The following is a 20,314-nucleotide window of genomic DNA, read 5'->3' on the forward strand; positions in this document are numbered from 1 at the left end:
GCCTGGAGGATGGTACTAAACTTGACTCGTGCCCGATGCGGAAACTTTGATCTTCATCAACTATCGGAAACTGGATGCAGCTGCCGCTGCCGCGTTCCTTCATGCGGAGCTTGCGGATCGTTTTGGATCAAGCGCGGTTTTCCTGGATTACGAGTCCATTCCGCTCAGTGCCGAGTTTTCCGCTGTGCTGCTACGTCAGGTGCGTAACAGCGCAGTATTGCTGGTCGTTATCGGTGATCGCTGGCTGGACGGTAAGATTGGCCGACGTCCGATCGATTCCGCGGACGACTGGGTGCGGCGGGAGATTGCGGAAGCCTGGGCGCACGATGTCCCAGTGGTGCCCGTTCTGCTGAACGGCGTCAAACTGAACCCAAAACGGTTGCCGGACGAACTCGCTCCGTTGGCCAGACTGCAATATTTTGAGATCCGGACCCGGCGTCAACGGTCTGATATCAGACTTCTCGGGGACCGCCTTGTTGAGCAGATTCCTCAACTCAGGTCCCGTTTCTCCGCCAAGCACATACCTCTCGTCACGGAGTACCGGCACCCCATCGCGCTCGGAGTGCATCGCGCCATGGAACACGGCACCGACATGCCCCCACCATACATCCCACGGGACGTCGACCAAACAATTCGCGACGCACTTCGCGCGCGCAAGCACGTTCTTCTCATCGGTGACTCGACGGCTGGCAAATCGCGTACCGCTTACGAAATGATGCAGACCGAGTTGACCGGTCACCGGCTCATCGCGCCGGACGACGCGGAAGAACTGGTCTCGGCGTTGAGTTCCCTGACGAGTGAGGAACCGCACGTCCTGTGGCTCGATGACTTGCACAGGCACCTGACCGCCGGCGGGCTGACACCGAGCGTCATCAGGAGGCTGCCCAAGTCGGTAGTCATGATCGCGACGATCGGGGCGCAACACTACGCGCTGTACAATACAAATCTCGAGCGGACGGCGACTGGCGTCCCGGAACGCTGGCGGGAGGTCGTGCAGGCTTCGAAGGCGTTGGAACTGTTCACCCAGGTACGCATAGAGCGCCGATGGTCGCCGGCCGAACTCGATCTCGCGGCAAGCAACGACGACCCTCGTCTGCGCCGGGCCGCATCGCTGGGGCAGAACTACGGCGTGGCAGAGTACATGGCCGCAGGACCGCAACTACTGCAGAAATGGCGCGCTGGTTGGTCTCCTGGCGGGAACCCGCGTGGCGCGGCCTTGGTCGCCGGGGCGGTTGACGCATATCGCGCGGGAATGCGGACACCGCTGTCGCGCGACGATTTGGTCGGTGTTCACGACACCTATCTCGACGCTCTGGGTGGCGCGCAACTCCACCCGGAGGCAATCGACGAAGCCCTGGCGTGGGCCACGAACCTCGAGTACGGCGCTACCAGTCTACTGATCAACGGCGGCGACGACACCTACTACCCGTTCGACTACGTCGTGGAGGCCGTTGGTCGTGACGGTACCTCGATACCGAGTGCCACATGGGAGTTCGTTCTGGGGCACATGCGCGACGCCGACTTCATGACGGTGCTCATGAGCACGTTGGCGCACGACGAGTTGAACTACGCCACGCGCGTTTTCGACACGGGCTCGGACGCACCTGGCGCGACCTACACGATCGAACCCGAAGCGCTAACCGACGACATGACTCGGCTCATGCTCCTCGCCGGAGGTGAGCGAGCACTGTATGTCGGTCTAGATCGGGTCAGCCAACTGTTGAGCGACGCGAAAGAGGGCACTCCGGAGCGGGAGTACGCGGTTGGCATATATCACCGGGAAAGAGGGGACACCGCCCAGGCGGAGACCTTTCTGCGGCAGGCGGCGGAGCACGGATACCTCGACGCGATGGCTGACCTCGGGGCGCTGCTGCTCAAAGCGCATCGCGATGACGAAGCAAGCGACTGGCTGCGGCGAGCAGTCGACGGAGGAAGTCGGGAGGCGCACTGCAACCTGGCCCTGCTGTGCTTGGAACGTGGTGATCTCGCGACCGCCGCGAGGCTGTATGACGAGGTCGCCGACATCGTCTCGGCCGCCAGTGCGTTGAACCTTGGCCACCACCTGATGGGCAGCGGGGAGCACGAGTTGGCGCTGCGGTGGCTGACACATGCGTACGACGCCGGCGACGCGTCCGCCGCCGCTTCGCTCGGCGCGCTACACCTGGTCAGAGATCAACCAGAGGAAGCGGAGCGCTGGTGGCGAGAAGCATCGGCGAATGGCGACGTCGCCGCGACCGGTGCCCTCGGAGAGGTGCACGTCTGGCGTGCTGAGTTCGACGAGGCCGAACCACTGCTCCGGCAGGCGGCCGAGGCAGGACTGGATCGGCCAGCCGGTCTTCTCGGCGTTGTCTACCTCGTGCGGGACAACGACTCCGCGATGGCCGGACACTGGTGGAGAAAGTCGCGGGCCGAAGAAGATGCCGAGATCAGTCTCGTGATCGGCAATATGCTGTTCGAGAACGGCAGGCTGGAGGACGCGGTGCCCTTCCTGGAGAAGGGCGTCGAGGCCGACGGTGGTGGGGCGGCCTACGACCTCGGACAGCTGTACAAGCAGCGAAACGATATGGAGAAGGCCGTCTTCTGGGCGCGCCGCTCCGCCGACGAAGGATATGAGCACGGGCCGGTGCAACTCGGGGGCATGCTGATGGAACTGCGGCGGTACGCCGAGGCGAAGGAGGCGTTGTTGCCCGCACACGAGGCGGGCGATCACCGGGCTACTCACAACCTGGGTGTCGTCAGCCTCTATGAAGGACACCGGGACGCCGCGATCCGCTACTTCACCGCGGCGAGCCAAGCCGGTGTCCCAGAAGCGACGGCCGCACTCGCTACATTTAGAGAAGAAAAGTCATGATGCGTGCGTAAATCTGATAGCTCGCTACAGCCGGCGGGGACCAAGCCCTACGAGTCTGGTCAACTCGCCTATCCGCGTAAATCAGTCAGAGCATCAAAGATGACGTGACGTCATCTTTGATGCTCGTAATACAGAATATAACGGCCTCCTGACCCGTATCACGCAACTGCAGAGGTGCCAAGAACACATTCGCACCCATCCCACAAGAAATCGAAACAAGACGAGCATCTCACATCCATCGACCGCCGCCGCACGACAAAGTCGTTTCAATCACAGACGAGCTGCGGACGACCCAAACTTCGACCTAGCACGCTATGTCACCCTTCGTAGCCAGCCTACCAAGTAGGCCTACCATGCATGGAATTCACTCCGGCGACCGGCATGCCACGGATCCATACCACAGAAGATCAACCAGGCCGCCTCCCGGAGGAAACGGCCTGGTCAGAATATGTAGCCCCGACGGGATTTGAACCCGCGCTACCGCCTTGAGAGGGCGGCGTCCTAGGCCGCTAGACGACGGGGCCGCGACCAGAGAGAACCTTATCAGAAGCCGATTTGGCTCTCTCTGCTGGGGTACCAGGACTCGAACCTAGACTAACTGAACCAGAATCAGTCGTGCTGCCAATTACACCATACCCCATTGCTACTGCTTCAGCTGATCAGCGACCCGCTCCAGCAGCACCGGAGAAGATGTTAGACCACGCCCTCCCGGAGGCGGAAATCGGCCCCGGCTGTTGCTCGTAGCGGCGGGGTCCGGTACTCGCTCACGAGCAGTTCTGGCAGGTCAGCGAGGGTTTCGATGGTCTGGATGCCGGGTTCGGCCACTCTCGCGGGCCGTTGGCGGGCCAGCCACACGCCGTGCAGGCCCGCGTCGCGGGCGCCGATGGCGTCGGTGTCCAGGAGGTCGCCCACGTGCATGGCCTCGGCCGGGGACACGCCCATGTGGGCGCAGGCTGTGTGGAAGATCACCGGGTCCGGCTTGGCGGCACCCAGCTCGCCGGCTATGACCAGTGTGTCGAAGAAGCGGGCGATGCCGAGGCCGGCCAGTTTGGCCCGCTGGTGGCGGCCTGAGGCGTTCGTCACGGCGGCGAGTTTGAAGCCCGCCGCCCGTAGCCAGTCCAGGCATGGGAGGGCGTCGGTGAACAGGCGCCATGTCGTGTGTAACTGGGTGCGACGACGTTCCTCGAGTTCGGCGACGACATCATCGTCGAGGAGGGCGCCCAGGTCGGCGAAGAAGGCCTTCGTGCGGGCCCTGTGCATCGCGTCGTAGGACAGTTCGCCGGACACCACGCGGGCCACGTGCTCGTCGGTGGTCCGCTGCCAGCGGGACCACATGTCGTCACGGCCGATCAGGTCGCACAGTGCCCGTCGGGCGGAGCTGGTGAAGTCGACGAGCGTGTCATCGATGTCAAGGCAGACCGCCCGGATCCGGGGTGGCTGGTGCCCTGCCGCCAACCCGGTCGAGCAGGATCGGTCGGAGGCAGCTGGAAACGGCACGAGCCCAAAGGTCATCAGCAGAGATTAGGCCGCCTGGGGCACCTTCCGATTCGGCTATAGAGGTGATTGTGGGCCCTCTGACACGATTAAGTAGGCACCCTTCGCGAAGTAGCCGATTACACTCTATCGGTCCTCGCGAGCGCAGCGTTACGGGTCTGTCAGGATCGTGATGCACGCAATCTGGACAACGTGCGGTCGCGGCCCAGCAGCTCCAGCGACTCGTACAACGGCGGCGACACGGTCCGCCCGGTCGTGGCGACACGCACCGGGCCGAACGCCTTCCTCGGCTTGAGCGCCAGCCCGTCGATCAGCGCGACCTTCAGTGCCTCCTCGATGGCGGCCGCCGTCCACTCCCCCACGCCCTCCAGCGCGGCGATACTCGCGTCCAGCACGGCCGCGTCGAAGTTCTTCGCGGCCGCCTCCGGCTCCGGCGCGAACTCCTCCTCCGGCACGAACAGGAAACGCACCATCGTGACGGCGTCGGACAGCACCGTGACGCGCTCCTGCACGAGCGGTGCGATGGCTCGCAATGTGGCCAGCTGCGCGGCGGACGGCTCGTCCGGCAGGATTTTCGCCGTCACGAGATAGGGCACGACGCGCTCGGTGAAATCGTCCGTGGAAAGCCGGCGGATGTGCTCGGCGTTGATGGCCTCCGCCTTCTTCAGGTCGAAGCGGGCCGAGTTCGAGTTCACTTTGGACACGTCGAACGCGGCGACCATCTCGTCCATCGTGAAGATGTCGCGGTCGTCGGCGATCGACCAGCCGAGCAACGCGAGGTAGTTCAGCATGCCCTCGCGGATGAAACCGCGGTCCCGGTGGTGGAACAGGTTGGACTGGGGGTCGCGTTTGGACAGTTTCTTGTTGCCCTCACCGCGAACCAGCGGCAGGTGCGCGAACTCGGGCGTGAACGTGGTCACGCCGATCCGCTGCAGCGCCTCGTAGAGCGCGATCTGCCGAGGCGTCGAGGGCAGCAGGTCCTCGCCACGCAGGACGTGCGTGATGCGCATCAGCGCGTCGTCGACCGGGTTGGTGAGCGTGTACAGCGGGGCGCCGTTCCCCCGCACCAGCACGGGGTCCGGCACGCTGCCCGGCTTGAACACGATCTCGCCGCGCACCAGGTCGGTGAACGTGATGTCGTGGTCGGGCATCCGCAGGCGCAGCACCGGTTCGCGGCCCTCGGCGCGGAACGCGGCCTTCTGCTCGTCGGTCAGCGCGCGGTCGGCGTTGTCGTAGCCGAGCTTCGGGTCCTGGCCGGCCGCGCGCCGCCGGGCCTCGACCTCCTCCGGCGTGGAGAACGACTCGTACAGCTCGCCAGCGTCGAGGAGCCGGCGCGCGATGTCGGCGTAGACCTCGCCACGCTGGCTCTGCCGGTACGGCCCGTCCGGGCCGCCGACCTCGGGGCCTTCGTCCCAGTCGAGGTTCAGCCACCGCAGGCCGTCGAGCAGCGCTTGGTAGCTCTCCTCGCTGTCGCGCGACGCGTCGGTGTCCTCGATGCGGAACACGAGCTTGCCGCCGTGGTGACGGGCGAAGGCCCAGTTGAACAGGACGGTGCGGATCAGGCCAACGTGCGGCGTGCCCGTGGGCGACGGGCTGAACCGGGCGCGGACCTCGGCAGATGCAGTAGTCATGGCCCGATCAGGGTATCCGGCTTGACTCTCCCTCCCGGCGGGTGCATGCTGAAGTTATTCAACAAGAATTGAATTTGACTGGAGGGGATCATGGCTGAGCGGACCACGTGTGTCGTCGTCGGTGGCGGTCCTGCGGGGATGGTGCTGGGGCTTCTGTTGGCACGTGCCGGTGTCGAGGTGACCGTGCTGGAGAAGCACGCCGACTTCCTGCGGGACTTCCGGGGCGACACCGTGCACCCCACGACGCTCGACCTGCTCGACGAGCTGGGGCTGGGGGAAGCGTTCGCGAAGCTGCCGCAGAACCGGGTGCAACGGGTTCAGCTGCCCACGACGGAAGGCATGGTGCAGTTCGGCGACTTCACGCAGCTCAAGGGCCCGCACAACTACATCGCGATGGTGCCGCAGTGGGACCTGCTCGACCTGCTCGCCGACGCGGCGAAGCAGGAGTCGACGTTCACGCTGCGGATGGAGACCGAGGCCGTCGACCTGGTGCGAGAGCACGGCCGGGTGGTCGGCGTGGCATACCGCACCGCGGGCGGTGAGACCGGCGAGATCCGTGCGGACCTGACGGTCGCCGCCGACGGCCGCCGCTCGGTGCTGCGCTCCGCGGCGGCCCTGCGGATCAGGGACTTCCCGACACCGCTCGACGTGTGGTGGTTCCGGTTGCCGCGCAAGGAGGACGACCCGGAGGGCGGGATCGGCGTGATGAGCCGCTCGCGTGCCGTGGTCATGCTGGACCGCGGCGACTACTGGCAGACCGCGACGCTGATCCGCAAGGGCAGCGACGCCGAGCAGCGCAGGCAGCCGGTGTCCGAGATGGTCGCGAGCATCGCCGAGGTCGCGCCGTGGCTCTCCGACCGGGTCGACGCGGTGAGGACATGGGACGACGTGAAGCTGCTCGACGTCCGCCTCGACCGGCTGAACCGCTGGTACCAGGAGGGGCTGCTGTGCATCGGCGACGCGGCGCACGCGATGTCACCCGTCGGTGGCGTCGGTATCAACCTCGCGGTGCAGGACGCGGTGGCAGCGGCGACGCTGCTCGCGACGCCGCTGCGAAAGGGCACGGTCACGACCCGGGACCTGGCGAAAGTGCAGCGGCGCCGGTGGCTGCCGACGGTGGTCGTCCAGAGCGCACAACGGTTCCTGCACGCGCGGGTGCTTGGCCCCGCCCTGTCCGGCGAGATCGAGATCGTGCGCGCGTCGGGGAAGCTGCCGCTGCCGGTGCGGATCATGAAGCGGTTCCCGTGGTTCCGCCGGATCCCGGCCTATGTGGTCGGGCGCGGCATCCGCCCGGAGCACGCCCCGGCGTTCGCCCGGCGGTGAACGCCGGCGGCCTCGCGGTCAGCACTCGATGACGTTCACCGCGAGGCCGCCCCGCGCGGTCTCCTTGTACTTGACCTTCATGTCGGCGCCGGTCTCCCGCATCGTCTTGATCACCTTGTCCAGGGTGACCACGTGGGTGCCGTCGCCACGCAGCGCCATCCGGGCTGCGTTGATGGCCTTCACGGCGCCCATCGCGTTGCGCTCGATGCACGGGATCTGCACCAGGCCGCCGACGGGGTCGCAGGTCAGGCCGAGGTTGTGCTCCATGCCGATCTCGGCGGCGTTCTCCACCTGCTCCGGCGTGCCGCCCAGCACCTCGCACAACGCGCCGGCCGCCATCGAGCACGCCGAGCCGACCTCGCCCTGGCAGCCGACCTCGGCTCCGGAGATCGACGCGGTTTCCTTGTAGATCACGCCGATCGCGCCGGCGGTCAGCAGGAACCGGACCACGCCCTCGTCGGTGGCGCCCGGCACGAACCGCGCGTAGTAGTGCAGTACCGCGGGGATGATGCCGGCGGCGCCGTTCGTGGGCGCGGTCACCACCCGGCCGCCGGACGCGTTCTCCTCGTTCACCGCGAGCGCGAACAGGTTCACCCAGTCCATGACGCGCAGCGGGTCGGTGGAGAACGTGTCCGACGACAGGTGTTCGTACATCTCCCGCGCGCGGCGGCGGACCTTCAACCCGCCGGGCAGTGTGCCCTCCTGGGTGTAGCCGCGGCGCACGCACTCCTGCATGACGTCCCAGATGTGGGCGAGCCCCTTCCGCACCTCGTCCGCGGGCCGCCAGGCGGTCTCGTTGGCGAGCATGATCTCGCTGACCGGCAGACCGGTGCGGCGGCAGTGCGTGAGCAGCTCCTCACCGGTGCGGAACGGATAGGCGACGGCGGTGTCGTCGACCTTGATGCGGTCGGCGCCCTGCGCGGCCTCGTCGACGACGAACCCGCCGCCGACCGAGTAGTAGGTGCGGGCCCGCACCGAGGCACCGGCGCTGTCGAACGCCTCGAAGGTCATTCCGTTCGGGTGGAACGGCAGGCTGCGGCGGCGGTGCAGTACCAGCGAGTCGTCGTCGAAGTCGATCTCGTGCCGGCCGAGCAGCACGAGCCGGCGCGTGGTCCTGATCTTCTCGACCCGCTCCGCGACGGCGCCGGTGTCGACGGTCTCGGGTTCCTCACCCTCGAGCCCGAGCAGCACGGCCGGACCGCTGCCGTGCCCGTGGCCGGTGGCGCCGAGCGAGCCGAACAGCTCGGCCCTGACTGACGCGACATCGGTGAGCAGCCCGTCCTCGTCGAGCCCCGTAACAAAGGTACGGGCGGCCCGCATGGGCCCGACCGTGTGCGAACTCGACGGCCCGATACCGACCGAGAACAGGTCGAACACACTGATCGTCATCGAACCTCCGTGCCGCCGCCCCTACTCGCCATCGTAGGTCGCCGCGGGCGATCGGTGTGACAGCCGGACCGACCGGCCGCCGTGGACGGTCCGGCCGGCCCGCCCCCGACCTCGCTCCCCTGTCGTACCGCTCCGGGCTACGACCGGCAACTCAACAGCTCTTGGTAACGGACGGTGAGCGCCACGCGATGCGAGATACAACGACCGGAACAATCCGCGGGGTTTCGGGAAAGGCGACGCGCCACGCGTTGCGAGAACTCATCCGCTTTTCGAGAAAGCCGAAACCCATCATGGATCGAATGACGCTCCTCCGCGTCGCCGTGCCCGGCGGTCTGCTTCTCCTCGGACTCGGCATCGGAGCCGTGAGCACCTACTTCGCCAAGGCGACCGAAGTAGGGACCCCGTGGCGGCTCCTGTGCACACGATCACGGAGACGGTCGAGAAAACCTTCACCGAGACCGCACCCGCGCCGCCGCCGGTGACGGTCACGCAAGGGCCTCCGCCGCCGGCGGCACAGTTCGGCGACGGTCCTTACCTGGTCGGCACCGACATCACTCCGGGTGAATACAAATCGGACGGACCCGGGCCCGGCGGGATGTGTTACTGGGCCCGTCTGAGCGACAGCGCCGGCAACGACATCATCGCGAACAACCTCACTGAGGGGCCGACTCGGCTGACCGCTGTGGCGGGTGAGTACCTCGAGGTAAGCGGGTGCACGTTCGCGACCACATGAGCCGGCTCCCAGTTTCAGGTGAGTGACTCGGCCGCCACCTCGGCCGCCGCCGCGATGGGGGCGCTGTCGTAGTCGGCGCCCTCGACCTCCTTGGTCGTCATGATCGCGATGACCAGCGGTGTGCCGTCCGGGGTCCAGGTGATCGCCACGTCGTTGGCCGAGCCGTAGTAGCCGCTGCCGGTCTTGTCCGCGGTCTTCCAGTCCTTCGGCACGCCCGCGCGGATCCGCTCGCCGCCCGTGCGGTTCGCGAGCAGCCACGCGGTCAGCTGTTCCTTCTCCGGCGCCGGCAGCACGTCACCCAGTACTAGCGACTTGAACGCCTCGCCGATCGCGGTCGGGGTGGTCGTGTCGCGGACGTCGCCGGGGACGGCCGCGCTCATCTCCGGCTCATAGCGGTCCAAACGTGTCTTCGTGTCGCCGATGTTCCTGGCGAACGCGGTCAGCGACGCCGGACCGCCCAGTTCCTTCAGCAGCAGGTTGGCCGCGGTGTTGTCGGACACGGTGATCGTCGCCTCGCTCAGCTCGGCGACCGTCATGCCGGTCGCCACCCTGGCGCTCGTGACCGGCGAGTTCATCACGAGGTCCGCTTCCGTGTACGTGATCCGCTTGTCGAAGAACCCGGTGCTCAGCGGGTGCTCGTGTAGCAGCGCCGCCACCAGGTAAGCCTTGAACACCGACATCATCGCGAACGGCTCGCCGTCCCGATAGGACAGTGTCTGTCCGGTGTCGACATTCAACGCGTACACGCCCAGCCGGATGCCGTGCTGTTTTTCCAGGTCCCGCAACGGACCCGGGTCTGCCGGCGTTGCGGACACGGTCGTCGTGGTCGTGGTCGTGCTCGGTGGCGCGGCGGACGTCGGCGCCGCCGAACAGCCAGCGACGAGCGCCACGCCGAGCACGGCCGCGAGCAAGGTCTTCCCCATGTGGTTCCTCCCTGTGGTGATCACCGATGACGGAAGCACAACCCGCGCGGCGCACGCCAATACAGCCACCACGGAAGGCCGATATCCGTTTCGAATCACCGCAGGTCAGCGCAGCCGGTTCTCACCAGCGACCCGACCGCAACTCGGTGACGGCGAGCCGCGCGCACTCGCCGATCGCCGCGTCGACCGCCGGGAGCGCCGCGTCCGCACGGGCGGCGAACGTGAACACCGCCACCGCGATCGGGGTCTCGCCAGGGAACGTCACGACCGCGACCTCGTTGCGGATCGCGCCGATCGTGCCGGTCTTGCCCGCCACCACCACCCCCGCGTGCGGGAAGCCGGCCCGCACCCGGTGCGGCCAGACCTGCTGCCGTAACAGCCGCCGCATCAACGCGCACTGCTCGGGCGTCACCACGGCGTCCGACCACACGTGCGACAACAGCCGGGTCATGTCCCGCGCTGTCGTGGCGCTCGCGAACGCCGGGTCGTACACGCTGACCGTCAACGCCTCGTCGTTGTCCGCAAGCAACGCGAATGCCTCGGCCGCCGACGTCGCGCCGGTGTCCCGCACGAGCGAGGCTTCGATGTCGGCCTGACCGCCGACGACCTTCGTGCCGGCCAACCCGCACGCGGTCAGCACGTCGCGCACGGCGTCGAGCCCGACCGCACCGAGGATCACGTCCGCCGCCGCGTTGTCCGACACCGCGATCATGGACGCGGCGAGGTCCCGCCACGACAGCGTCACCGGGTCGAGGAACGTGGCCACCCCCGTCGGACCCGGTGAGCTCGACTGGGGATGCACCCGCACCGTCGCGGTGGGGTCGATTGTCCCGTCCGCGAACCGTTGGCACAGCGCCACCAGCAGCGGCAGCTTGTAGACCGAGGCCATGACCACCTGCTCGTCCGCGCCGACGCCGATCTCCCGGCTCGGCGCGTCGACCACCGGCACCGCGTGCAGCCAGCCAGCCGCCCCGGCGTCCCGGAACGTGTCGCGAATGCGTTGCTCAACCGACGCCACGGCGGTCCCCCGTCAGCGCGTCCTCGATCACTTCGCGCAGCTCCGGCGTGGGCGGGCGCCAGACCAGTCGCACGCGAAGGTGGAACTCCTCCCCGCCGAGCGCGACCCGGTCCACCCCTGGCGTCCGCAGGTCCGGGTCGGCGGTGAGCCCGAACGCGCGACCGGCGGCAACCGCGGCGACGGTGTCCCGGTCCGTCGGCGCGGGCAACAGAACCGGGTCGAGTCCCTTGGCACGCAAGGAATCCACGAGTAGGTCACTCGCCGCGGTGTTGTGGCTGCGTGGCGCCGCGGCGAGCGCCAGCTCACGTAGGTGGGCGAACCGCTGCACGGTCCGGCCGGCCGGCACGAGGAACTCGGCCGGCAGCTTGACCACCTGCCCACACTCCAGCGGATGCACGAGCGCGGGATGGTGGACCACGGCACAGTCCAGCTGACCGGCCGTGACCGCACCGACGAGCTCCACAGTGGACGCCACGGTGGTGACCGCCCGCGCCCCGGCCCGCCGCACCCCGTCCACGACCGCCGCGATGTGCCACGCGGGCAGTTGCGGCACCACGCCGATCCGCAGCTCCGTGTGCGCGCCCCGGTGCCGCTGCGCGTCCTCGGTGAACCGCTCCGCGTCGGCCAGCAACGCCGCGGCGCGAGGCAGCAGGTCGGCACCGGCCGCCGTGAGGCCGACCCCACGCGCGGTCCGCGTGAGCAACGTGACGCCGAGCCGGTCCTCGAGCCGCCGAATCCCCTGGGACACGGGCGGTTGCGTCATCCCGAGCCGGTCGGCGGCGTGTCCGAAGTGCCCCTCCTCGGCGACGGCGACGAACAAACGGAGATGTCTGAGCAGATCCACGCTGGCCATGAAACCAGGAATCAGCCACTGACCAGCCACTAGGCAGTGAAACGTGTTTCAGTTAGCCTCGAAGGCATGATTGCCACGGTGGTGTGGGGTACTGGCAACGTCGGCCGTGCCGCTGTTCGGGCCGTGGTGGCCCATCCCCTGCTGGAACTGGCCGCCGTGCTCGTGCACGATCCCGGCAAGGTGGGGCGGGACGCCGGGGAGATCGCCGACCTCGGCCGCGAACTTGGCGTCCTGGCCACGGATGACGTGGACGCGGTCCTCGCCGCCAAGCCAAGGGCGGTCGTGTACGCGGCCTCCGGCGACGTCCGGTTCGACGACGCGCTCGCCGACGTCGTGCGGGCGGTGCGGGCCGGCGCCGTGGTCGTCACGCCCGCGCTGTACCCGCTCTACGACCAGCGCAACGCACCGGCGGAGCTACGAGAACCTGTTCTAGAAGCTGTCGCGGCGGGCGGTGGCTCCCTGTTCGTCTCGGGGGTGGATCCCGGCTGGGGCAACGACGTCCTGCCACTGCTCGTGAGTGGACTCGGCTCGGCCGTGGACGTGGTGCGCTGCCAGGAGATCTTCGACTACTCGACCTACGAGCAGCCCGACTCCGTGCGCTACCTCGTCGGCATGGGGCAGCCGATGGACTACCAGCCGCCGATGCTCATGCCGTCGGTGCCGACCATGGTGTGGGGTGGACAGGTTCGGCTGATGGCGCGGGCCATGAAGGTCGACCTCGACGAGATCCGCGAGACCCTCGACCGCCGGCCTCTCGAAACGACCGTGACCACACCGAACATGGGTGAGTTCGCCGCGGGCACGCAGGGTGCGGTGCGGTTCGAGGTACAGGGTGTCGTCGACGGCGAGCCGCGGATCGTGATCGAGCACGTGACCCGCATCCACCCGTCCTGCGCGCCGGACTGGCCGCAGCCACCCAGCGGCGCGGGCGCGCACCGCGTGATCATCGAGGGTCGGCCGCGCATCGAGGTCACCGTCGAGGCGACCGACGAGGGCGAGAACCGGTCCGCGGGTGGCAACGCCACCGCGGCAGGCCGGCTCGTGAACGCCATCGACTGGCTCGTCGACGCCAAGCCAGGACTCTACGACGCACTCGACGTACCCCTGCGGCCCGGCTATCTGAGGAAGTGAGACATGCGCATCGACATTCCAGAAGGCAAGGACCCGATCGGCTACGTGTGGGGCGAGATGGTGCCCGGCATCGGGGTCGCCGCGTCGAAGTTCTCCCTTGCCGTGTACGCCAACAGCACGCTGGGCCTGCGGGAGTTCGAGGCGGCCCGGCTGCGGATCGCGCAGATCAACGGGTGTGTGTTCTGCCAGGACTGGCGCACCGAGCGCGACGGACAGAAGGTCGAGCCAGGCTTCGAGGACGACGTCACGAACTGGCGCACCACCGACGCGTTCGACGACCGCACCCGACTGGCCGCCGAGTACGCCGAGCGGTACGCCACCGACCACCACAGCCTGGACGACGACTTCTGGGACCGCATGTCCACGCACTACGCCCAGACCGAGATCGTGGAACTGACCATGAGCATCGGCTCGTGGCTGGCCTTCGGCCGGTTGAACCGCGTTCTCGGTCTGGACACGGCGTGCGTGCTGCCCGTCAGAAGTCAGTAGCGATGATCTTCTCGATGTTCCGCTCCGCCAGCGCGGTGATCGTGACGAACGGGTTCACGCTGGTGTTGCCCGGTACCAACGCGCCGTCGATCACGTACAGGCCGGCGTAACCGTGCAGGCGGCCATAGTTGTCGGTCGCCTTGTTCAGCACGGCGCCGCCCAGCGGGTGGTACGTGAGGTGATCTCCCCAGGTCTTGGTGCCACCGAACAGGTCGGTGCGGTAGATCGTCCCCTCGGTCGAGTTGATCTTGTCGAAGATGGTCTTCGCCATGTTGATCGCCGGCTGCTTCCACGCCGTCTGCCAGTTCAGGTCGACGCGGTTCGCGGCGGCGTTCCAGGAGAACTGGGCGCGGTTGGGGTTCTTCGTGATGGACAGGTAGAACGACGCGTACGTCTCGATCCCGGTCGGCAGCGGGGCGACCTCCGCGAACGCGCCACCCGCCGCCCAGTTGTCGATGCCGGCGGTCGGGATCGACGTCTGCACGGCACCGGTCGGGTCCCACATGTGGTTGGCCCGGCCAACCATGACGTTGCCGTTGTCGCCCCAGCCCTTGCCGACCTCCCCGTTGAGGTTCGACAGCGCGCCAGTGGCCTTCAGCTTGGTGAGCAGCTTGCTGGTGCCGACGCTGCCGGCCGCGAAGAACACCCGGTCCGCCGTCACGGTCTTGGTGGCGCTGACGGTGCCGTCGGAGGTGAGCTGCTCGATGACCACGGTGTACCGCGTACCGGCCGGCGTGACCGAGGTGACCCTGTGCAGCGGCGAGATCTGGACGCGACCGGTCGCCTTGGCCTTGGCCAGGTAGGTCTTCGGCAGCGACTTCTTGCCATAGTTGTTGCCGTACAACAGTTCTCCGGCCACCGCGGACTGCGGCGCGGAGCCTGCTGCCTCCTGTTTCATGTAGTTCATGTCGTAGGCGTTGGGCACCAAGGTGAACGCGAATCCGGACCGCTGCGCGTGTTTGCGGCCGACACGGGAGTACTGGTAGCAGTCGACGGTCTCCCACCACGCCGGGTCGACGTTGTTGACGCCGAGTTCGGAGTTGGCTCTCGGGTAGTAGGTGCCGTACATCTCGTCGGCGCTCACCGACGGCAGGATCGCGCCGAAGTTCTCCCGCTTCGGTGTCACGGCCATGCCGCCGTTGACCAGCGATCCACCGCCGACCCCGCGTCCCTGGTAGACGATGATGCCGCTGAACTCCTCGGCGTCGAGGATGCCGGTGTAGCGCGGCACGTCCTTGTCGATCGGGAAGCCGAGGAAACTGCTGATCGGCTGCTTCGTCCTGGTACGCAGCCAGTACGAGCGATAGTCCGGGGTCTTGGTGTTGGCGAAGATCTTGCCGTCGGTGCCGGGCGTGTCCCAGGCCATGCCCATCTCGACCATGTGGACGTCCACTCCGGCCTGCGCCAACCGCAGCGCGGCGACCGAGCCGCCATAGCCGGTGCCGATCACCAGGACGGGCACGTGCGCACCGTCCCCGATCGCGGCCGCGGCTCTGCCGGCGAGCGCAGCGGTCGCGATAATAGAACCAGTTCCAACGAGTAGCGAACGACGGGATAAGCGGCCGGAAACCTTGGCAGACGTCGATGTCTCGGTCATGAGAGCTTCCTCACGCACGCAGGATTTAGAACAAGTTATACGTGACCCGAGGACATCGCGCTACCCGCGAGCGGTGACAGTGGCTCGATCTCGAAGATCTACACGGCAGTGGCAGATGCCCGGTGGACGAACCGGTTGACGAGCGCCGCGACCTCGTCGGGCCGTTCGAAGACCATGCCGTGGCTCGCGTCCAGCTCCTCGACAACGATGTTGGGCCGGCGCGCGGTGAGCGTGGCGAGGTCGCGGCGCAGCCCGGCTCGGTAGGCCGCCATCAGGGCGGTGAACTCCGACGGGAGGCCGGGAAGGTCCCTGGTACCCAGCACGACCAGGAACGGGCTGGTCACGTCGGCGAAGACCGGCAGGGAGTCGGCGAACTCGGCGGAGGACCGCAAGGCCGCCATGATCTCGCGACCAGGACGCGTGATCATCGCCTCCTGTGCGTCGAAGATCGCGGTGAGCTTCGCCAGGTCCTCGGCCACGCGATCCGCCGGCATCCCGGCGTAGTTGGCGGGATGGGTCGCGGCGGCCCGGTGGCCGTCCAGACTCACGACGGCGGGGCAGTCCGGATGGCGCCGCGCCCACATCCCGGCGAGCATCCCGCCGAGCGAGTGCCCGACGACGGCCGGCGCGGACAGTCCGAAGTGGTCGGTCACGGCGTCGAGGTCGTCGAGGACCGCGTCCCATTCCCATGGCCCGTCACCGGATTCGCCGTGCCCGCGCAGGTCGACGGTCAGCACGCGCCCGGCGAGCCGCGGCACCACCTTCTCCCACATGCGCATGTCCCGCCACCACCGTGCAGCAGCACGACCGGCGGGCCGTCGCCACCATGGTCATTAACCGCGATGTCTACCGTGCCGGACCGGATCATCCTTGTCTCCCAACGTGCCGAGTCGAGCGCGCACCGACGCGACGGCGACCCCGCCGTCCGGGTGGCGCCGCAGTTTGTCGCGGCTGACCAGGTCGTGCACGCCCTGCCGGGTGATGCCGAGCATCGCCCCCGCCACCGAGAACGAGACATGCTCGCGCGCGGGATGGCCGACCCGGCGCGCGGTGATCCGACCAAGCGGGGTCGCCCACCAGCGCTCCGGCGGGTCGAACGGCGTGTCGCCCGGGTACAGCACGGCGATCAGGCGCACGGCGACCTGCCGCGCGAGAGCGTCGTCGGCGCCGAGCAGCTGCGCCGCCCACATCTCGGCGTCCTGCCGCACCCGCTCCCGCAACCGGTCGATTCCGGTGTCCGGCAGCAGGATCTCGAGCGGGTCCAACAACCGGCTCGTCACGAGCCGAACCAGGTCGTCCCGCAGCTCCACGTGCTCTGAGGTCGTCGCCACTTAACAGACACTAGCAAGTACTTGACAGTCAGTGTCAAGTGCTACCGTCGAGCCGTGACAGCACGACGAGCAATCCTGAGTGGATCCACGTTCGAGGAGCAGATCGGCTACGCCAGAGCGGTCGTCGACGGCGACTGGGTCCACGTGTCCGGAACGACCGGCTTCGACTACACGACCATGACGATCTCCGACGACGTGGTCGAGCAGGCCGAACAGTGCCTACACAACATCGAGGCCGCGCTGTCCGAGGCGGGCTGCGGGTGGGCCGACGTCGTGCGGGTGCGGTACCTGCTCCCCGACCGCGCGGACTTCGAACCGTGCTGGCCCGTCCTGCGCCGCTACTTCGGCGAGGTCCGCCCGGCCGCGACCATGCTCATGTGCGGTCTTTCCGACCCCCGAATGAAGATCGAGATCGAAGTGGACGCCCGGCGCCGGTCATGACATGGGACGTACATCGGCTGCCGAGGGCCGAGGGCAGGACATTTCTCGTCACCGGCGGCAACGCGGGCATCGGGTACTTCGTGGCAGAGCAACTCGCCGGCACCGGTGCGACGGTCGTGCTCGGCAGCCGCGACCCGGCCAAGGCGGACGCCGCGGCCGGCGCGATCCGCGCCCGCGTCCGTGACGCCCAGGTGCGGCACGTGCGGCTGGACCTCGCCGACCTGTCCTCGTTGGCAGCCTCGGTCGACGCCCTGGGAGCCGACCGCCTCGACGCGGTCGTGTGCAACGCCGGGACGATGCTCGACCACCAACCGCGGCAGGAAACCGCCGCGGGTCACGAGATGATGTTCGGCGTCAACCACCTCGGCCACTTCGCGCTGGTCGCCCGGCTCGCGCCGCTCCTGTCGGCACAACCGGGAAGCCGCGTCGTCACCACTGGCAGCTTCGTCGGCAAGCGTGCCCAGCTGGATCTCGACGACCTCCAGACCAGCCGCGGATACAAGCCGATGCTCGCCTACTCACGGTCGAAGCTGGCCCAGATGCTGTTCGGCTTCGAACTGGACCGTCGCCTGCGCGCGGCAGGCCACTCGACGACGAGCGTGGTCGTGCACCCCGGTGGCGCACTCGACTCCCTCACCGCGCCCCGCCCACCCGTGCACGTCCGGACTGCTGGCACCCGGCTCCGCGCGCTGGCCGCGCGGATCGTCCTGCAGGGCAAGGACGCCGGCGCGTGGCCCGCGGTCCGCGCGACCCTCGACCCGACCATCCAGAGTGGACAGATGTGGGGACCGCGGTTCCTCGGCACACGCGGTGCCCCACGCCGCGAACCCGTGCGCGGCACGCTGGCCGATCCGGACGTCGCTTCGCACGTGTGGACGGTCAGCCGCGAACTCACGGGTGTGGAACCGACGTTCTGAGGGCGCCGGCGAGCTTGCGGAGCACCTCGCGCGCCGCCGCCAGCTCGCCGGCCGTCACCCCCGCCCGGTCGACCACCGCGGCCCGATCGTCCTCGGACCGCGCGAACAGTTCGTCGAGCGCCCGCCGCCCCTGACCGGTCAGCCGCATCAGCGGCGACCGTGCATGATCCGGGTTGTCGACCGCCTCGACATGCCCGCTGTCGACGAGATCCCCGATCACGCGCTGCACGCTCTGCGGTGCCAACCCGAGCCGCCTCGCCGCCGAGGGCACCGTCCTGGGCGCGTCGGACAGGACGCTCAGCACATGCCAACGCGCGGCCGTCTGTCCAACGGCCCGCGCCATCTCCTCACTGGTCCGCCGCGACAGACCGGCCAGCTCGTACACGTCCGCGATCAGGAGCCGATACGCTTCCACCGAAGACAGCATACTGTTAGTTTAACAGCATGCTGTCACATGGATCGATAGTCCGGGCCTGGCACGGCTGGACGACACCCGAAGACGCCGCGGCCTACGACGAGCTGCTGAACGGCACGATCGCCCCGGGCATCATGGCGCGCGAGATCCCGGGGCTCCGCGGCCTGACGGTGCTGCGCCGCATACCAACCGAGGCCCCGGCCCACTTCCTCACCCTGATGACCTTCGACAACTGGGCCGCGGTCGAGCGTTTCGCCGGTCAGGACGCGACCGCCTCCGTCGTCCCGCCGACCGCCCGCGCACTCCTCGCCCGCCACGACGAGCGCTCCCAGCACTTCGAGGTGCGCCACCACCACGCTTGACGAGATAAAAATATGGACATATTTTTACGCGGTGCCACGTACCGCTGATCACGACCTGCGCCGGGGACAGGTCTCCGACGCGCTGCTGCGGGTGATCGCCCGCGCCGGGTTCGCCGAGGCGAGCATGGCCGCGATCGCCGCGGAGGCCGGCGTCTCCGTCGGCCTCATCCAGCGCTACTTCTCGACGAAGGACGAGCTGCTCGAGTTCGCGTTCGGCTGCCTGACGGACCGGACGTTCCAACGCCTCGACACCGCGTGGGGGGAACGCCGCGAGGGCGAGGACATCGCCGACACCGTGTACCGGATGCTCGAGACGATGCTGCCACTCGACGAGGAACGGTTCGCCGAGGCGCTGGTGTGGGTCGCTTTCCTCGCCGGCACGTTGCCAGCGCACCCGGCGCTGTCGCTGCACGCGGCCGCGATGCGCCAGATGCACGAGGCGCTGGGAGCGGAGACCTCACATGTGGAAGCCGTCCTGCTCACGTCCGTTGTGGACGGTCTGATCCTGGACATGGTCACCAACCCGGCGGACGTCACACCGGAACTGGCGACGCGCGGCCTGCGGCTGGCCGTCGATCGGGTGTTCAGGTGAGCGTCGCGTTCGCCGCTTCCCTGGCGGCGCTGGCCTTGCTGGACAGCACGAGCGTGGGCACGCTGTTCGTGCCCGTCGTGCTCATGCTCTCGCCGGGCCGACCTCGGGTCGTGCCGATCCTGTACTACCTGGCCACGATCACCGTCTTCTACCTGACGATCGGCGTGCTGGTCGCGCTCGGCGGCGGCGTTCTGCGCACCGGCCTCGGTTCGGTGTTCGCCGGTGACCGGGGCTACTGGCTGGAGTTGGCGGCCGGCGTCGCCCTGTTCGCGCTGAGCTTCCGCTTCGACCCGAAACGCCGAGCGGCCAAGGGAAAGTCACCGACCGCGACCTGGACCGAGCGGGTGCACCGAACCACCGGTTCACGGCGTGCGCTCATCGCACTGGCAATCATGGCCGGCACACTCGAGGTCGCCACGATGTTCCCCTACCTGGGTGCGATAGCCATGCTCGCTGGTGTGGCGTGGCCCATTCAGGTGGCGGTGCTCGCGGTCTACTGCGTGGTGATGGTGCTACCGGCGCTGCTACTTCTCGCCCTGCGAACGGCTTTGTCGGAACGTGTCACCCCGATACTCGAACGCGCCAACACGTGGTTCCAGCGCCATGCGACCTCCGCCACCGGCTGGATCCTGGCCATCGTCGGCTTCCTGCTTGTTCGCGACGCCGCGTACCAGCTTGGGTTCTTCGCGCAAATGGGTGGCGCGAGTGCGGGATCATAGGAGTGATGTCCACAAGACTGGCGTTTGGGGTGACAACCGAGCCCGGGTCGCGCTGCTGGTTGCCGACCTCGGGCGGTAAGGCGACGCCAGTCGAGGGTCGGGCCG

The 20,314-nt window shown here is 68.0% G+C and carries 20 protein-coding genes and 2 tRNA genes; 10 read left to right on the top strand and 12 right to left on the bottom strand.

The features are described 5' to 3' along the window. Window positions 1-28 precede the first annotated feature (28 nt). Entirely contained in the window at window positions 29-2,851 is a 2,823-nt protein-coding gene (locus tag VF106_RS17575; protein ID WP_330840810.1) for a TIR domain-containing protein, read from the top strand. 451 nt (window positions 2,852-3,302) lie between these two features. Here the strand turns inward: VF106_RS17575 and VF106_RS17580 are convergent. The 4 genes from VF106_RS17580 to gltX all read right to left on the bottom strand — a co-directional run bounded on the left by VF106_RS17580 (window position 3,303) and on the right by gltX (window position 5,976). After that, window positions 3,303-3,375 (bottom strand) — tRNA-Glu (locus VF106_RS17580). A 44-nt stretch (window positions 3,376-3,419) separates the two neighbouring features. Beyond that, window positions 3,420-3,491, bottom strand: a tRNA-Gln gene (locus VF106_RS17585). A 53-nt stretch (window positions 3,492-3,544) separates the two neighbouring features. Continuing rightward, complete coding sequence (locus tag VF106_RS17590; protein ID WP_330840811.1) at window positions 3,545-4,363, bottom strand: HAD family hydrolase; 819 nt, start codon at window positions 4,361-4,363, stop codon at window positions 3,545-3,547. Window positions 4,364-4,506: 143 nt separating this feature from the next. Further along, window positions 4,507-5,976 carry a glutamate--tRNA ligase gene (gene gltX / locus VF106_RS17595; protein WP_330840812.1) on the bottom strand — a complete coding sequence of 490 codons (1,470 nt, stop codon included), beginning with the start codon at window positions 5,974-5,976 and terminating at the stop codon, window positions 4,507-4,509. A gap of 90 nt (window positions 5,977-6,066) precedes the next feature. Here gltX and VF106_RS17600 point away from each other — a divergent pair, with 90 nt between their 5' ends. Further along, window positions 6,067-7,299 carry an FAD-dependent oxidoreductase gene (locus tag VF106_RS17600; protein WP_330840813.1) on the top strand — a complete coding sequence of 411 codons (1,233 nt, stop codon included), beginning with the start codon at window positions 6,067-6,069 and terminating at the stop codon, window positions 7,297-7,299. Between the two features lie 18 nt (window positions 7,300-7,317). Here VF106_RS17600 and VF106_RS17605 read toward each other — a convergent pair whose 3' ends face one another. Next, the gene (locus tag VF106_RS17605; RefSeq protein ID WP_330840814.1) at window positions 7,318-8,688 is read right to left on the bottom strand and encodes an L-serine ammonia-lyase; all 1,371 of its coding nucleotides are present in this window, start codon (window positions 8,686-8,688) and stop codon (window positions 7,318-7,320) included. Between the two features lie 403 nt (window positions 8,689-9,091). On the opposite strand from VF106_RS17605, the gene VF106_RS17610 reads away from it, so the two are divergent. Next, a complete protein-coding gene (locus VF106_RS17610) occupies window positions 9,092-9,421 on the top strand; it encodes an Rv1352/Rv1906c domain-containing protein (RefSeq protein WP_330840815.1) in 330 nt (109 codons plus the stop codon). A gap of 14 nt (window positions 9,422-9,435) precedes the next feature. Here the strand turns inward: VF106_RS17610 and bla are convergent, their stop codons facing one another. The 3 genes from bla to VF106_RS17625 form a co-directional block, all read right to left on the bottom strand. Further along, complete coding sequence (gene bla, locus VF106_RS17615; protein ID WP_330840816.1) at window positions 9,436-10,344, bottom strand: class A beta-lactamase; 909 nt, start codon at window positions 10,342-10,344, stop codon at window positions 9,436-9,438. Between the two features lie 121 nt (window positions 10,345-10,465). Then, complete coding sequence (locus VF106_RS17620) at window positions 10,466-11,362, bottom strand: serine hydrolase (RefSeq protein WP_330840817.1); 897 nt, start codon at window positions 11,360-11,362, stop codon at window positions 10,466-10,468. Then, the gene (locus tag VF106_RS17625) at window positions 11,349-12,206 is read right to left on the bottom strand and encodes a LysR family transcriptional regulator (protein ID WP_330840818.1); all 858 of its coding nucleotides are present in this window, start codon (window positions 12,204-12,206) and stop codon (window positions 11,349-11,351) included. Before VF106_RS17625 ends, VF106_RS17620 begins: the two co-directional genes overlap by 14 nt. Window positions 12,207-12,281: 75 nt before the next feature. Here VF106_RS17625 and VF106_RS17630 point away from each other — a divergent pair, with 75 nt between their 5' ends. Next, on the top strand, window positions 12,282-13,346 hold the full coding sequence (locus VF106_RS17630; protein WP_330840819.1) for an NAD(P)H-dependent amine dehydrogenase family protein: 1,065 nt from the start codon (window positions 12,282-12,284) through the stop codon (window positions 13,344-13,346). A 3-nt stretch (window positions 13,347-13,349) separates the two neighbouring features. Further along, window positions 13,350-13,835, top strand: coding sequence for a carboxymuconolactone decarboxylase family protein (locus tag VF106_RS17635; RefSeq protein WP_330840820.1), 486 nt, complete (start codon window positions 13,350-13,352; stop codon window positions 13,833-13,835). On the opposite strand, the gene VF106_RS17640 is transcribed toward VF106_RS17635, so the two are convergent. From VF106_RS17640 to VF106_RS17650, 3 genes are all read right to left on the bottom strand, one after another. Beyond that, window positions 13,822-15,297, bottom strand: coding sequence for a GMC oxidoreductase (locus VF106_RS17640; RefSeq protein ID WP_524535856.1), 1,476 nt, complete (start codon window positions 15,295-15,297; stop codon window positions 13,822-13,824). The genes VF106_RS17635 and VF106_RS17640 overlap by 14 nt on opposite strands. Before the next feature lie 233 nt (window positions 15,298-15,530). Further along, the gene (locus VF106_RS17645; RefSeq protein ID WP_330840821.1) at window positions 15,531-16,211 is read right to left on the bottom strand and encodes an alpha/beta fold hydrolase; all 681 of its coding nucleotides are present in this window, start codon (window positions 16,209-16,211) and stop codon (window positions 15,531-15,533) included. Window positions 16,212-16,265: 54 nt separating this feature from the next. Continuing rightward, complete coding sequence (locus VF106_RS17650) at window positions 16,266-16,763, bottom strand: hypothetical protein (protein WP_330840822.1); 498 nt, start codon at window positions 16,761-16,763, stop codon at window positions 16,266-16,268. 54 nt (window positions 16,764-16,817) lie between these two features. Here VF106_RS17650 and VF106_RS17655 point away from each other — a divergent pair, with 54 nt between their 5' ends. Together VF106_RS17655 and VF106_RS17660 are read left to right on the top strand one after the other, a co-directional pair. Further along, window positions 16,818-17,204: a RidA family protein gene (locus VF106_RS17655; RefSeq protein ID WP_330840823.1), complete on the top strand. Its 387-nt coding sequence runs from the start codon at window positions 16,818-16,820 to the stop codon at window positions 17,202-17,204. After that, window positions 17,201-18,121 (top strand): SDR family NAD(P)-dependent oxidoreductase, encoded by a 921-nt coding sequence (locus VF106_RS17660; protein ID WP_330840824.1) that lies wholly within the window; start codon window positions 17,201-17,203, stop codon window positions 18,119-18,121. Before VF106_RS17655 ends, VF106_RS17660 begins: the two co-directional genes overlap by 4 nt. On the opposite strand, the gene VF106_RS17665 is transcribed toward VF106_RS17660, so the two are convergent. Next, on the bottom strand, window positions 18,096-18,536 hold the full coding sequence (locus VF106_RS17665; RefSeq protein WP_330840825.1) for a MarR family winged helix-turn-helix transcriptional regulator: 441 nt from the start codon (window positions 18,534-18,536) through the stop codon (window positions 18,096-18,098). The two genes, VF106_RS17660 and VF106_RS17665, sit on opposite strands and share 26 nt — an antisense overlap. A 29-nt stretch (window positions 18,537-18,565) precedes the next feature. On the opposite strand from VF106_RS17665, the gene VF106_RS17670 reads away from it, so the two are divergent. Genes VF106_RS17670 through VF106_RS17680 form a run of 3 tightly spaced genes read left to right on the top strand, consistent with a single transcriptional unit; the run spans window position 18,566 to window position 20,209 of the window. Further along, a complete protein-coding gene (locus tag VF106_RS17670) occupies window positions 18,566-18,898 on the top strand; it encodes a hypothetical protein (protein ID WP_330840826.1) in 333 nt (110 codons plus the stop codon). 31 nt (window positions 18,899-18,929) lie between these two features. After that, window positions 18,930-19,490 (top strand): TetR/AcrR family transcriptional regulator, encoded by a 561-nt coding sequence (locus tag VF106_RS17675; RefSeq protein ID WP_330840827.1) that lies wholly within the window; start codon window positions 18,930-18,932, stop codon window positions 19,488-19,490. After that, a complete protein-coding gene (locus VF106_RS17680) occupies window positions 19,487-20,209 on the top strand; it encodes a GAP family protein (protein ID WP_330840828.1) in 723 nt (240 codons plus the stop codon). The genes VF106_RS17675 and VF106_RS17680 overlap by 4 nt, the downstream gene beginning before the upstream one ends. The last annotated feature ends 105 nt before the right edge of the window (window positions 20,210-20,314 follow it).

Origin of the sequence: Actinophytocola sp., from assembly GCF_036378875.1 — a bacterium.
In the GTDB taxonomy this organism is placed as follows: Bacteria; Actinomycetota; Actinomycetes; order Mycobacteriales; family Pseudonocardiaceae; genus Actinophytocola.

Bases quoted from the DNA above. Each gene is read 5' to 3' on its own strand.
- VF106_RS17670 (WP_330840826.1), top strand. From the start codon at position 18,566: ATGCTGTCACATGGATCGATAGTCCGGGCCTGGCACGGCTGGACGACA.
- VF106_RS17645 (WP_330840821.1), bottom strand. From the start codon at position 16,211: ATGCGCATGTGGGAGAAGGTGGTGCCGCGGCTCGCCGGGCGCGTGCTG.
- VF106_RS17660 (WP_330840824.1), top strand. From the start codon at position 17,201: ATGACATGGGACGTACATCGGCTGCCGAGGGCCGAGGGCAGGACATTT.
- VF106_RS17605 (WP_330840814.1), bottom strand. From the start codon at position 8,688: ATGACGATCAGTGTGTTCGACCTGTTCTCGGTCGGTATCGGGCCGTCG.
- VF106_RS17590 (WP_330840811.1), bottom strand. From the start codon at position 4,363: ATGACCTTTGGGCTCGTGCCGTTTCCAGCTGCCTCCGACCGATCCTGC.
- gltX (WP_330840812.1), bottom strand. From the start codon at position 5,976: ATGACTACTGCATCTGCCGAGGTCCGCGCCCGGTTCAGCCCGTCGCCC.
- VF106_RS17600 (WP_330840813.1), top strand. From the start codon at position 6,067: ATGGCTGAGCGGACCACGTGTGTCGTCGTCGGTGGCGGTCCTGCGGGG.
- VF106_RS17635 (WP_330840820.1), top strand. From the start codon at position 13,350: ATGCGCATCGACATTCCAGAAGGCAAGGACCCGATCGGCTACGTGTGG.
- bla (WP_330840816.1), bottom strand. From the start codon at position 10,344: ATGGGGAAGACCTTGCTCGCGGCCGTGCTCGGCGTGGCGCTCGTCGCT.
- VF106_RS17630 (WP_330840819.1), top strand. From the start codon at position 12,282: ATGATTGCCACGGTGGTGTGGGGTACTGGCAACGTCGGCCGTGCCGCT.